The sequence below is a fragment of the Massilia frigida genome, from assembly GCF_011682175.1.
Lineage (GTDB): Bacteria > Pseudomonadota > Gammaproteobacteria > Burkholderiales > Burkholderiaceae_D > Telluria_A > Telluria_A frigida.
This window is the reverse complement of record NZ_WHJG01000001.1, coordinates 65,996-78,921: the sequence shown is the minus strand read 5'-3', so window position 1 is coordinate 78,921 and position 12,926 is coordinate 65,996. Positions and strand designations below refer to the sequence as shown.

General features: G+C 64.4%; 8 protein-coding genes. 4 read left to right on the top strand and 4 right to left on the bottom strand.

Annotated features, from left to right (window positions below; genetic code table 11):
• Window positions 1-7: 7 nt before the first annotated feature.
• On the top strand, window positions 8-1,636 hold the full coding sequence (locus F2P44_RS00400) for a serine hydrolase (protein ID WP_167084617.1): 1,629 nt from the start codon (window positions 8-10) through the stop codon (window positions 1,634-1,636).
• Window positions 1,637-1,643: 7 nt separating this feature from the next.
• On the opposite strand, the gene F2P44_RS00395 is transcribed toward F2P44_RS00400, so the two are convergent.
• The 4 genes from F2P44_RS00395 to F2P44_RS00380 all read right to left on the bottom strand — a co-directional run bounded on the left by F2P44_RS00395 (window position 1,644) and on the right by F2P44_RS00380 (window position 7,780).
• A complete protein-coding gene (locus F2P44_RS00395) occupies window positions 1,644-2,804 on the bottom strand; it encodes a hemin-degrading factor (protein WP_167084009.1) in 1,161 nt (386 codons plus the stop codon).
• Window positions 2,805-2,833: 29 nt separating this feature from the next.
• Window positions 2,834-5,167 carry a TonB-dependent receptor domain-containing protein gene (locus F2P44_RS00390; protein WP_167084007.1) on the bottom strand — a complete coding sequence of 778 codons (2,334 nt, stop codon included), beginning with the start codon at window positions 5,165-5,167 and terminating at the stop codon, window positions 2,834-2,836.
• A 148-nt stretch (window positions 5,168-5,315) separates the two neighbouring features.
• Window positions 5,316-6,854, bottom strand: coding sequence for a S1C family serine protease (locus F2P44_RS00385; RefSeq protein WP_167084005.1), 1,539 nt, complete (start codon window positions 6,852-6,854; stop codon window positions 5,316-5,318).
• 128 nt (window positions 6,855-6,982) lie between these two features.
• Entirely contained in the window at window positions 6,983-7,780 is a 798-nt protein-coding gene (locus tag F2P44_RS00380; protein WP_167084003.1) for a class I SAM-dependent methyltransferase, read from the bottom strand.
• Window positions 7,781-8,156: 376 nt separating this feature from the next.
• Here F2P44_RS00380 and F2P44_RS00375 point away from each other — a divergent pair, with 376 nt between their 5' ends.
• The 3 genes from F2P44_RS00375 to F2P44_RS00365 all read left to right on the top strand — a co-directional run bounded on the left by F2P44_RS00375 (window position 8,157) and on the right by F2P44_RS00365 (window position 12,916).
• A complete protein-coding gene (locus F2P44_RS00375) occupies window positions 8,157-9,794 on the top strand; it encodes a TldD/PmbA family protein (protein WP_167084001.1) in 1,638 nt (545 codons plus the stop codon).
• Window positions 9,795-9,809: 15 nt separating this feature from the next.
• Window positions 9,810-11,147 (top strand): TldD/PmbA family protein, encoded by a 1,338-nt coding sequence (locus F2P44_RS00370; protein WP_167083999.1) that lies wholly within the window; start codon window positions 9,810-9,812, stop codon window positions 11,145-11,147.
• A 131-nt stretch (window positions 11,148-11,278) separates the two neighbouring features.
• Entirely contained in the window at window positions 11,279-12,916 is a 1,638-nt protein-coding gene (locus F2P44_RS00365; protein WP_167083997.1) for a TldD/PmbA family protein, read from the top strand.
• Window positions 12,917-12,926: the final 10 nt, after the last annotated feature.

Genomic DNA, 12,926 nt, shown 5'->3' with positions numbered 1-12,926 from the left:
GCTCCATATGAACCGTATCGCGGCAGCGATCCTGCTCGCATTCACCAGCTTCGCGGCCGTCGCCCAGGCGCCCGCCACCCCGGTCAGCGCCAGTGCGCCGGCACGCGCCTACGACCTGGAGGCCGACGTCACCAGCGTGATGAAGACCTTCGATGTTCCCGGCATCGCCATTGCCATCGTCAAGGATGGCAAGGTAGTCGTCACGCGCGGCTTCGGCGTGCGCAAGCTGGGCGAGCCGGCGCCGGTCGACGGCAAGACTATCTTCGAGGTGGCGTCGAATTCCAAGGCGTTTACCGCCGCCGCGCTGGCAATGCTGGTCGACGAGGGCAAGCTGGAATGGGACGACAAGGTCACCAAACACCTGCCGGACTTCCAGATGTACGACGCCTACGTCACCCACGAGATGACGGTGCGCGATCTGCTGGTGCACCGCAGCGGCCTGGGACTGGGGGCCGGCGACCTGCTGTGGTGGCCGACCACGAATTTCACGACCGATGAAATCATCGCGCAGCTGCGCTACGTGCGCCCGGCGACGAGTTTTCGCAACAGCTACGCCTACGACAATCTGCTGTATATCGTGGCCGGCAAGATCATCGCGCAAAAGGCTGGCAAGCCTTGGGGCGACGCGGTGCGCGAGCGTATCCTCAAGCCGCTCGGGATGAATACGACCACCACCAGCCTGGCCGAGAATGTGGGCAATCCCAATGTCTCGGCGCCGCACAGCAAAATCAACGGCAAGGCCGCAGCGGTGCGCGCGCTGCCGGTGCCGAACGCTGTCGGCGCGGTCGGCATCAACACCAACGCCGAGGATATCGCGCGCTGGATGATGGTGCTGCTCGACGGCGGCGTCATCGCCGGTGCGCCGAAAGACGCGCAGGGCAAGGACGCGCGCCTGTTCAGCGAGGCGCAAAGCCGCGAGATGTGGACCGCGCAAACGCCGATGAAAATCAGCGAACCGAAACCGGCGCTGGCGGCGACCAGGCCGAATTTCTTCGCCTATGGCCTGGGCTTCCAGCTGCGCGACTACAAGGGCCGCAAGCTGGCCTTGCACGGCGGCGCGCTGCAGGGTTTTTATTCGCGCGTGGTGATGGTGCCGGAAGCGAAGCTGGGCATCGCGATCTTTACCAATGCCGAAAGCGGCGGAGCGCTGAGCTCCCTGCAATACCGCCTGCTCGATCATTATCTCGACGCGGCGCCGAGCGACTGGATCAAGTTGATCAGCGATGTGGAAACCGAGGCGCGCAACAAGGACCTGGCCAAGCAGAAGACCGCCGGCGCCACCCGGGCCGCCGCCTCGCGCCCATCGCTGCCGATGGCATCCTACGATGGCGAGTACAACGACGCCTGGTACGGCGCGGTGACCATCAAGCCGGTGGGCGGCAAGCGCGTGATGAGCTTTACCCGCACGCCCGACCTGACCGGGGAACTGGAGCACTTCCAGCACGATACCTTCATCGTGCGCTGGAAGGAGCGCAATTTCAACGCCGACGCCTACGTGACGTTTTCGCTGAACCCGGACGGCAGCATCGAGCGCATGAAGATGGCGCCGCTGTCGACCGAGACCGATTTCAGCTACGACTTCGCAGACCTGCTGTTCACGCCCGCGAAGAAGAAGGACGCGAAGGAAGCAAAGTAATCTCCGCTTAGCCTTTCGGCAGCGCGGCGGTCAGGTCAACCCAGCTTTTCGGCTGCGGTTGGCCGCGTTCGCGCACACCGAAGAAGCTCACCACCTGTTCGCCCTCGCTGTCGTAGAACTCGACCGAGGTGACGCCGGCGCGCCGCACCACCCAGCCGCTCTTGAAGGCGCTCTCGCGCAGGTGCAGGTTGAAGGCCGGATCGAGCACGTTGTACCAGCCCGGGCTCGCCGCCGTCTTGGTGATCTTGCCGCTGAAGATCTGGATCAGCGCGCCGTTGCCCAGGAATGACATGATCGGCAGCTGCTGTTTGGCCGCTTCATCGAGCAGGGTGCGCACCGCTTCGGGTTTGAGGCGCTGCACCATGCCGGCCGGCGCCAGGCGCATCGCCTGTTCGCGCGTGATCTTGAACTCGGTCAGCAGGCGGTTGAACTGGTGCACGTCGCTCATCTCGTTCCAGGCCTGCTGGAATTCCTTCACATCGACCTTGCTGTCGGCCAGTTCGGCGGCCTTGGGCGCGCGCGCCGCCACCTTCAATGCCGCGTTCTGCTCCGGGTGGCGGAAGTCGGCCACCAGCTTGTCGAAGACCGCCACGCCGGCGGCGTCTTTCGGATAAATCTTGTGGATCGCGGCGCCGCTCTCGTCGAAGAACTGGAGGCTGCGTTTGACCACGCCGTCGGCGTCCGGCTGCGCCACTGCGAAGGCGTGCTTCCACTTCGAGAACGTGAAGCGCAGGTCGATCTCGCCACCGAGGTAGCCGCCGGCGATGTTGCGCTGGCGCGCTTCGCGTTCTTCGTCCTTCACCGCTTCCTTCGCTTCCTTGTCGTCGTCCGGTTGCGGCTTGACCTTGGTGGCCACGCCGGTGCGTTCGATCACCCCATTCTCGTTGCGCGTCAGTGCCAGCACGGTGCCCAGGTCGAGCGCACGGCGCATGATCTCGCGCGGATCGTTGCCGTCGCTGCGCAGGCGGGTGACGGTGCTGCCGATGCCGGTTGCAAGCAGTTCGGCTTCCGATACGCCGAGCGTGCGCGCGGCGTCGCGAATCATCACCTTGGGCTGTTCGGCGCGCAGCGCGCTCCAGCGCTCGGACAGGGGGGCGGCGCCGGCGTGGCCCGCCAGGACAAGCAGGGCGCCGGCAATGGCCAGCGGAAGGGTGCGTAGGCGTTTCATGGAGTCTCCGGGGTGGTGAAAAAAAGGGGTTAATACTGGAACGTCAGCATGGCCGCCGCGTTGCGGCCGGGGCGCGCCTGGCGTTCGATGTCGGCTAGCGTGGCGGCGTCGACGCCGGCGGCCAGCGAGCGCGAGGTCGCGTAATCCCAGTAGCGCTTGTCGCCCAGGTTGTAGATGCCGACATGGAGCTTGACGTGCTTGCCGATGTTCCAGTACGCGGCAAGATCGGCCACGGTGGCGCCACCGATGCGCAAGCGCCGCGTGCTGACGTCGCCGACGGTATCCGGCGCCGGCTGCTTGCCGGCGGTGGCGACGGCGCTCAGCGAAACGCCGTATGCATCGTTCGGCGCATCGTAGGCGAAAGTGGCGCTGGCCTTGCGCGGCAGGGTGGAGGCCAGTTCGCCTTCCGTGCCGGTGCTGTTGTCGCGCGCCTTGCCGCGCGAGACGCCGGCCGCCGCGGCGATGCTGTAGCCGGCCAGCGGCGCCGACCACGTGCCCAGTTCCGCGCGCAGCGAGGCTTCGCCACCCCAGGTACGCGCGCTGCCATTGTTCTGCGGTCGGTACAGGCCGCGCGTGATGGTCGGGTAATTGACCGGGTCCGGTGCCTGCGCCACGTAGTCGATGAAATTCTTGTACTGGGTGCGGAATACCGATGCGCTGATCTGCATGCCCTTGCCCGGGCTGCTTTTCAGGCCCGCTTCGAAGGCCTGGCTGGTTTCCTTCTTCAGGTTGGGGTTGCCCAGCACAGCGTAGCCGACGCCCGATCCGGTGTAGCTGAACGAGTCGTAGGTACCGGTGCGTTCGGCCGCCGTGGGCAGGCGCGCGCCGCGATTGAGGTGCGCATACACCGACAGATCGGGCGCCAGGGCGACGGCCAGGTTCAGGCTCGGAGTGGCGTAGGCGTCGCTCTCGGTCTTGATTTCACCGGCAGCAGCGGGAACCGCGATCAGGTAGCCGGCCAGGTTCTTGGGTGTGAGCTTGCGGTATTCCACGCGCAGGCCCGGCGTGAGCGTGGCCGCGTAGCCGCCCAGCGCAAAGCCGAATTCGCCGCGCAGGTAGGCGCTGGCCTTATCGCTGTCCATGTCGGCCATGCGGTTCTTCATCATGACCTGGTGCGCGCCGCTGGCGATGACGGTGCGGTCTTCCAGCCACGGACGACGCGTTTCGGACTGCTCGTAGGCGGCCCCGTAGGCCAGGCTGAGCGACTGGCCCAGCTTCAGGGTGGCGTCGGCCCCCGCGCCGGCGCTCTTGTTGAAGTAGCCGGTGTCGATGTTGCGCAGGTAGGGCTGGTTGCCGGTGATGTAGCGTGCGCGGGTGCGGTCGTCGACGCTGGCGTCCTGCACATACACGCGGCTCTCCAGCGTGTCGAACAGGCCGTGGGTGGCGCCGGTCATGCGGTGTTCGAGGCTGACGCGGGTGCGTTTGGTGCGCGAATCCTGCAGCACGCCATTCGGGTACAGGCCGCCGGTCTTGTTGACGTAGCTGCGCGCATTGTCGCGTTCATAGCCGTCCAGGGTCAGGCCGATGCGCTGGCCTTGCATCGGGGTCCACTGGAATTTGGCCAGCAGTGCGTTCGAGTCCCAGTCGTCCGGATTGGCCGGCACGCTGCCCTTGTTGCCGGTTTCCTTGCCGCTGCGGTGCACGGCCACCGCCAGCGCATCGAGTGCGCCCATGCGTGCCGCACCGGCCAGGCTGTGCGAACGGCTCTTGTTGGCATCGCTGTAGCCGAGCGCATACGCCAGGTAGCTGCGCTTGTCGTCGCTCAGATAGTCGCCTGGCGACTTGGTGACAAAGGCGACGCTGCCGGCCAGGCCGGGCGTGCCGGCCGCCGCCGCGCCCGTGCCGGAGCCGATCCGCACTTCGCGGAACAGGGCCGGGTCGAAGTAGTCGCGCCCGATGCCGAAGGCGTTCATGGTGGTGCCGTCCGGCTTGGGCGCGGCGTCGGGCAGGGCGATGCCGTCGATGTCCAGGCTGACCCGGTTGCCTTCGACGCCGCGGATATTGAAGCCGGTGTTGCCCGCCCCATCCCACACGCTGCCGCTGCCGCTGAACGCCGCCGGCACGCCGACCAGCGGCTCGTAGCGCGCGATGGCGCTCATGTCGCCAGCGTTACGGCGCGCCAGTTCCTCGGCGCTGATGACGACCACGCTGCCTTGCAGCGCATCGGGCGTCTTCTCGCGCACTTGGGTGACGACGATGCCGGACAACTGCTGCGGCGCACGCAGGCTTTGCGCATGGGCCGCGCTGGTGCCGATCACGGCCAGCAGCGTGGCATTGAGGGTGGTGCCGAGAACACGGCGCAGTGGTGCAGAAGCGGGCCGGCGCGCACAAGCGCGTGCCGGCATCGGGGTCGGAGTGGTCATGGTGGTCCAGGTCGGAGAGTATCAGGCTGGCTCTCGGACCTGGCGACGCGGATGCGTCGGGAAGGAACACTTGCTGGCGGGTGTCAAATGATAACAAGAATCATTATCATTTGCAATGCATCCCGCTCAGCGGCTGATGAACGACGATTTACTTGCGGTTCCAGACATCCATCATGTCCTGGCTGCCCTGCAGGCGGATGCCGTTATCGGACAGGATGCCTTCGGTGGCGTCGATCATGTCCTTGCGCCGCACGACGATGGTTTCGCCGCCGCGCTGGTCGAAGTGCAGCACGATCAGCTCATCCTTGGAGTCGCGCAGCAGTTGCACCATGTGGGCCAGGCTGCGCACGGGGACCTTGTTGACAGAGTAGATCACCGAGCCGAAACGGTTGGAGTAGCCGGCCACCGATTTATGCGGGAAGAAGGGCGAACTGACCACGACCAGTTCCTGGCGCTCCGGCGTTGGCGGGTCGCCGCGGCGCGTCACCAGCGGGTTGGCCATGTAGCTGGCCGCCGCCATGTTGGTAACGTTCGAGTTGAGGAAGGCCAGGAAGTCGGTGCTGGCGCGCGAGAACACGATCGGCCCGTAGATGAAGTACGACGGGTAGCCGTTGTTCAGGTCAGGAATGAGCAGCTTGCGCCCGCCCACCGCCGGCACCTTGACGTTCATGCTCTTGCCGGCGCGGACAATCGTCAGCGGCACCGCGCCATCGTTCGTCACCTGCTGCACGCGGTACTGGAAGCGCACGCGCAGATTGGTGCCCAGCTTGACCATGCCCTGGTTGTCGATCGGCGTATCGCCGATATGGGTAATTACGTCCCATTCCTTGAGCGGATAGGCGGCGTCGTTCTGGTTGGGGCGCTGCACCACGGCGCCGGAGACGTCCTTGCCGAGCTTGAGGAATTCGCGCAGGACCGGGTTTTCCAGGGTCTGCACTTCGTCCGTCAGCGATGGCTTGCCTTCATACTTGCCGTCGGCGACATCGCGCAGGAACAGGTCCACTTCCTCGTTCGGGATGATGTAGCCGATGTTCTGCGTGTTGGCGGCGCCGCCGAAGGCCAGGCCCACCATCTTGTCGTTGGCGATGGCCGGGCCGCCGCTGTTGCCAGGGTTGATGGCGGCATCTACCTGGATGCGCAGGCCGGTGGTGCCCATGCTGTAGTTGGCGAATTCGATGCGCGAGATGATGCCCTTGGTGATCGACAGCGAGGTGCCGCCGGTCGGGTAGCCGTAGGCGAATACCTGGTCGCGCACCTCCGGCAGCACGCTGGCGCGCGCGACCGGCGCGTGGGTGTCGAAGAACGATTCGTCGTCGAGCTTGAGGATGGCCAGGTCGATCCCGCGCGCGACCGCCACCACCGTGGCCGACACCTTGCCGCCGGCCTGGCTGGCCTGCACCTGGACCTGGCTGGCATAGCCGACCACATGGGCGTTGGTCAGAATGCGCTTGCCGTCGATGACGACGCCGGAGCCGGTCACCTCGAGCGGCGAGGCCTTGGTCCACGGCTTGTACGGGTCGGGACGGCGCAGCGTGGCAAACACCTTGACGACCGAGTTTTCCAGATTGGCGGGAATGGCGGCCACCGGCGCGGCCGGCGACGCGGTGCTGGTGGCGTCTTGGGCGGCATGGGCCAGCAGGCTTGCCGCGGCAAGTGCAGCGGCAACGGCGATACGCGATATGTTCATTGGGTAATTTCTTGTTGGGGGAGGGAGCGATGAGCGTCAATCATACACGCGCATGGCGCGCCGCTCCAGCGCCCAGGAGGCGAAGCGGCAGACAAAAAAACGGCCCCTTGCGGAGCCGTCGTTACCTGTCAAGGCTTGACGAACTTGAGCGTCATGCGGTCGCTCTCGCCGATCGCCAGGTACTTCTCGCGGTCGACATCCTTGTTGGCCAGTACCGGCGGCAGCGCCCATACGCCATTATTGTGGTCGGCCTTGTCCTTCGGATTGGCATTGACTTCCGACTTGGCGGCCAGCTTGAAGCCGGCGCTTTCGACCATCTTGATCACGTACGCTTCCTGCAGATAGCCGTTGCTGCCGTCGACCGCCTTGCCGGCCGGCGCGCGGTGATCGACCACGCCGAACACGCCGCCCGGTTTCAGGCTGTCGTACACCTTCTTGAACACTTCCTTGACCTTGTCGTCGCCATTGCCGGTCCAGTTGTGGATATTGCGGAAGGTGACCACCATGTCCACGCTGCCCGGCTTGGCGAAGTCGTACGTGGTCGGTACTTCAAACACGCCGCGCTGGACCTTGTCGAACATGGCCGGATTCGATTCCAACTTCTTGGTCAGGTTGGCGGCGTACTTGCGCGCGCCTTCCTTGGCCGAGGTCGGCGATTCGCCGGCGGCGATCAGTTTGCCCTTCTCGCGCAGGTAGGGCGCCAGGATCTCGGTGTACCAGCCGCCGCCCGGCGACAGCTCGACCACGGTCATGGTCGGCTTGATGCCGAAGAAAGCCAGCGTTTCGTATGGATGACGGGCGCCGTCGCGCGCGACGTTGGCAGGAGTGCGGTCCTTGTTGGCGATGGCCGCCTTGAGGGCGTCATCGGCGTGGGCCGCGCCGGCCATGCCGGCGGCCAGCATCGTGGCCAGGATCAGTCGTTTCATGTGTTTTCGTCTCCGGTATTGGTGTGTACTGCGGGGGAAAGCTGCTGCGGGCGATACGGCATCGCCGGCTAGCGCGATGATCGAGTATGCGCGCTTGAAGGTCAAGCCGAATCTCATATGTACATACTGTCCGCCACTGCGTGCGGACACCGCTTCGGACGGTGCGGACACCGTCCGCCGGACACTCCCGGATTCCCGAATCAAGGACTTAGCCAGTGGCACAATCTTTGCGTATTCTTTTGGCCATTTTGCTGGTATGGTTCTTTCTGATTTTTTCATTCATATCAGTAGTTGAGATGGTTCAGTGAGCGGTAAAACAAGAGCGGGCGCTCAGTCCTGCGGGCCGCTACCTTCGTGGTGAGTGTTAGGAGATACTATGGAACGACGTGCTTTTCTCAATATCAGCGGCCTTGCATTGGGCACGATGCTGGTGCCGGTTTTCGGCAACGCCATCGCCGCTGAAGAATTACTCAATCCCCTCGCGGCAAAGTTCAAGAAAACCCTGGCGGACATCGCCCTCAATGCCGCCACCGGCGCCGGCGCCAGCTATTGCGACGTGCGCATCGGCCGCTACCTGAACCAGTTCATCACCACGCGCGACCTGAATGTCGAAAGCGTGACCAATACCGAATCGGCCGGCGTGGGCGTGCGCGTGCTGTGCAACGGCGCCTACGGCTTCGCCGCCACCTCCGACATGTCGCCCGACGCGGTGGCCGGCGCCGCGCGCCAGGCGGTCGCCATTGCCAAGGCCAACGCCAAGCTGCAATCCGAACCGGTGCGCCTGGCAAGCGTCAAGGGCGTGGGCGAAGTGGCCTGGGCCACGCCGATCAAGAAGGATTGGCGCACGGTCCCCATCAAGGAAAAAGCCGAGCTGCTGATCGCCGCCAACAAGGCCGGCATGGACGGCGGCGCGAGCTTCATGCAGTCGCTGATGTTCCAGGTGAACCAGCAAAAATACTTCGCTTCGACCGACGGCTCCTACATCGACCAGGACGTGCACCGCATGTGGATGCCGGTGTTCGCCACCGCCGTCGACAAGGCCACCAACAAATTCCGCTCGCGCCAGGGCTTGTCCACGCCGGTCGGGATGGGCTACGAATACCTGGATGCGCGCTTTGATGACAAGATAAAGGCCGCCGGCGGCGTGTGCACCCTGTACAAGAATTCGTATGACCTGATCGAAGACGCGCGCGCCTGCGGACGCCAGGCCAAGGAAAAGCTGACCGCCAAGTCGGTCGTGCCGGGCAAATACGATCTGGTGCTCTCGCCCGAGCACCTGTGGCTGACGATCCACGAATCGGTGGGCCACCCGACCGAACTTGATCGCGTGCTGGGCTACGAGGCCAATTTTGCCGGCACCAGCTTCGCCACGCTCGACAAGTGGGAAACCAAAAAATTCAAGTACGGTTCCGAACGCGTCAACATGGTGGCCGACAAGGTCACGCAAGGTTCGCTGGGCGCGGTCGGCTACGACGATGAAGGCGTGGCGTGCAAGCGCTGGGACATCATCAAGGACGGCATCCTGGTCAACTACCAGGCCACGCGCGACCAGGCCCACATCATCGGCGAAAAGGAGTCGCACGGCTGCTCCTACGCCGACAGCTGGAGCAGCGTGCAGTTCCAGCGCATGCCCAATATTTCGCTGCAGTCGGGGAAAGCCAAGCTCACGCCCGACCAGATGGTCAAGGACGTCAAGAAGGGCATCTATATCGTTGGCGCGGGCTCGTTCTCGATCGACCAGCAGCGCTACAACTTCCAGTTCGGCGGCCAGCTGTTCTACGAAATCAACAACGGCAAGATCGGTGCGCCGCTGGAAGACGTGGCCTACCAGTCGAACACCCAGGAATTCTGGAACGCCTGCAGCGCCATCTGCGACGAGAGCGACTGGCGCATGGGTGGCTCCTTCTTCGACGGCAAAGGCCAGCCTAGCCAGGTCAGCACGGTGTCGCACGGGTCGAGCACGGCGCGCTTTAACGGCATCAACGTCATCAACACCGCACGCAAGATCGGCTAAGCCAGGGGACCGCATATGAAAGTTCTGACTCAAGAAGAAAGCAAGCGCATCACCGACCGCATCATGTCGCTCACCAAGGCCGACGAATGCACCGTGCGCGTGACGGGCGGGCGCACGGGGAATATCCGCTATGCGCGCAACAACGTGTCCACTGCGGGGCTGGTGGATGACGCCTCGCTGGTAGTGCAGGTCGCGTACGGCAAGCGCCAGGGCACCGCCAGCATCAATGAATTCGACGACAAGTCGCTCGAAAAAGTCGTGCGCCGCGCCGAGGACCTGGCGCGCCTGGCGCCGGAAAACCCGGAGTTCATGGCGGCCGTGTCGAAGCAGGCGTACAAGGCGTCGGAGACGTTCAGCCGCGCCAGCGCCGCCATCGATCCGGAGTTCCGTGCCCAGACCGCGGCCTACAGCATCGAGGCTAGCCGCAAGAACAAGCTGGTTTGCGCCGGCTTCTTCACCGACAACCACTCGTTCCAGACCGTCGCCAATTCCAACGGCGTGTTCGGGCACCAGGAAGAGACCAATATCGACTTCACCTGCACCGTGCGCACCGAAGACGGGCGCGGGTCGGGCTGGGTCAAGCGCTCGGCCACCGACGTGGCGCGCTTCGATGCGCGCGAGGCGTCCGATGTGGCGATCGAAAAAGCCCTGCGTTCGGTCGAGGCCAAGGCCCTGGAGCCTGGCCGCTACACGGTGATCCTGGAGCCGGCCGCCACCTCGGACCTGATCGGTTTCATGCTGGGTGGTTTCGATGCGCGCCAGGCGGACGAGGGGCGCAGCTTTTTGTCGAAGAAGGGCGGCGGCACGCGCCTGGGCGACAAGCTGTTCGATGCGCAGGTCAATATCTGGTCGGACCCGTGGGACAAGGATGTGCCGGTGATGCCGTGGGATGCAACGAACATGCTGGCGCGCGAGCGCATGAACATGATCAAGGATGGCAAGGTGTCGGCGCTCGATTATTCGCTGTTCTGGGCGAACAGGAAAGGCGTGCGCGCCATTGGCGCGCCCGGGAATATGATCATGGGCGGGACCGATAAATCGACCGCGGAGCTGATCGCCGGTACCAAGAAGGGCGTGCTGGTCACGCGTACCTGGTACATCCGCGAGGTGGATCCGCAGTCGGTGCTGCTGACCGGGTTGACGCGCGATGGTACGTTCTACATCGAGAATGGCAAGATCAAGCATCCGATCAAGAATTTCCGCTTCAACGAAAGCCCGGTGACGATGTTGAACAATATCGAGGCGATCGGCAAGCCGCAGGTGATCGCGGGCGATGAAGTGCCGTATTCGATGCTGATTCCGCCGATGAAGGTCAGGGATTTCAACTTCACGTCCTTGTCGGACGCGGTTTAACCGTCACCTTCGTCGTTCCCGCGCCAAGGCGGCACTCGGCGGGAACCCAAGTACGTGCCGCATCTACCGGTCCGCGTGCAAATTGGGTTCCCGCCTGCGCGGGAACGATGGGGCGCAAGCAGGAGTACATAGTGGAACGACGCACCTTCCTCAAGATCAGCAGCGGCGCCGCCGGCGCCATCCTGGTTCCCGTCTTCGGCAACGCCATCGCGGCTGAAGAATTAATGAACCCGGTCGCCATCGCGTTCAAAAAGTCGCTGGCCGACGCCGCGATGAACGCCGCCACCAAGGCCGGTGCGAGCTACTGCGACGTGCGCATCGGCCGCTACCTGAACCAGTTCATCACCACGCGCGACCTGAGCGTGGAGAACATCGTCAACACCGAATCGTCCGGCGTGGGCGTGCGCGTGATCGCCAACGGCGCCTACGGCTTCGCCTCGACCAACGACATCTCGCTCGACAGCATCGCCGGCGCCGCGCGCCAGGCCGTGGCGATTGCGCGCGCCAACAGCAAACTGCAAAGCGAGCCGCTGCGCATGGCGCCGCTCAAGGGCGTGGGCGACGTGGCGTGGGCCACGCCGTTCACGCGCGACTGGCGCACGGTGCCCTTCAAGGACAAGGCCGACATGCTGATCGCGGCCAACAAGGCGGGCCTGGACGCCGGCGCCAGTTTCATGACCTCGACCCTGTTCCAGGTCAACCAGCAAAAATACTTCGCCTCCACCGACGGCTCCTACATCGATCAGGACATCCACCGCCTGTGGGCACCTTTGACCGCCACCGCCGTCGACAAGGCCAGCAACAGGTTCCGCACGCGCGACAGCCTGGCCGCGCCGGCCGGCATGGGCTACGAATACTTCGATGCCCGCCCGGCCGACAAGATCCAGGCCGCCGGCGGCGTCGCCACGCTCTACACCAAGTCGTACGACATCGTGGAAGACGCGCGCGCCGCCGGCCGCCAGGCACGCGAAAAACTCTCCGCCAAGACCGTCGAACCGGGCAAGTACGACCTGGTGCTCTCGCCGGAACACCTGTTCCTGACCATCCACGAGTCGGTCGGCCATCCGACGGAACTGGACCGCGTGCTCGGCTACGAAGCCAACTACGCCGGCACCAGCTTCGCCACGCTCGATAAATGGCAGACCAGGAAATTCAAGTTCGGCGCCGACCGCGTCAACTTCATCGCCGACAAGAACGAACCGGGTTCGCTCGGCGCGGTGGGCTACGACGATGAAGGCGTGCCGGCCAAGCGCTGGGACATCATCAAGGACGGCGTGCTGGTGAACTACCAGGCCACGCGCGACCAGGCCCACATCATCGGCGAGAAAGAGTCGCACGGCTGCTCGTACGCGGACAGCTGGAACAGTGTGCAATTCCAGCGCATGCCCAACATCTCGCTCGCCGCCGGCAAGGAGCGCTTGAGCCCCGACGAGATGGTCAAGGACGTCAAGAAGGGCATCTACATCCTCGGACGCGGCTCGTATTCGATCGACCAGCAGCGCTACAACTTCCAGTTTGGCGGCCAGCTGTACTTCGAGATCAAGAACGGCAAGATCACCGGCCCTCTGGAAGACGTGGCCTACCAGTCGAACACCCAGGAATTCTGGAACGCGTGCAGCGCCATCTGCGACCAGCGCGACTGGCGCATGGGCGGCTCCTTCTTCGACGGCAAAGGGCAACCCAGCCAGGTCAGCGCGGTATCGCACGGATCAAGCACCACCCGCTTCAATGGCATCAACGTCATCAACACCGCCCGCAAAATCGGCTAAGGAAAACGCG

Coding starts and splice junctions, on each gene's coding strand:
- F2P44_RS00400 (WP_167084617.1), top strand. CDS start 8: ATGAACCGTATCGCGGCAGCGATCCTGCTCGCATTCACCAGCTTCGCG.
- F2P44_RS00395 (WP_167084009.1), bottom strand. CDS start 2,804: ATGAAACGCCTACGCACCCTTCCGCTGGCCATTGCCGGCGCCCTGCTT.
- F2P44_RS00390 (WP_167084007.1), bottom strand. CDS start 5,167: ATGACCACTCCGACCCCGATGCCGGCACGCGCTTGTGCGCGCCGGCCC.
- F2P44_RS00385 (WP_167084005.1), bottom strand. CDS start 6,854: ATGAACATATCGCGTATCGCCGTTGCCGCTGCACTTGCCGCGGCAAGC.
- F2P44_RS00380 (WP_167084003.1), bottom strand. CDS start 7,780: ATGAAACGACTGATCCTGGCCACGATGCTGGCCGCCGGCATGGCCGGC.
- F2P44_RS00375 (WP_167084001.1), top strand. CDS start 8,157: ATGGAACGACGTGCTTTTCTCAATATCAGCGGCCTTGCATTGGGCACG.
- F2P44_RS00370 (WP_167083999.1), top strand. CDS start 9,810: ATGAAAGTTCTGACTCAAGAAGAAAGCAAGCGCATCACCGACCGCATC.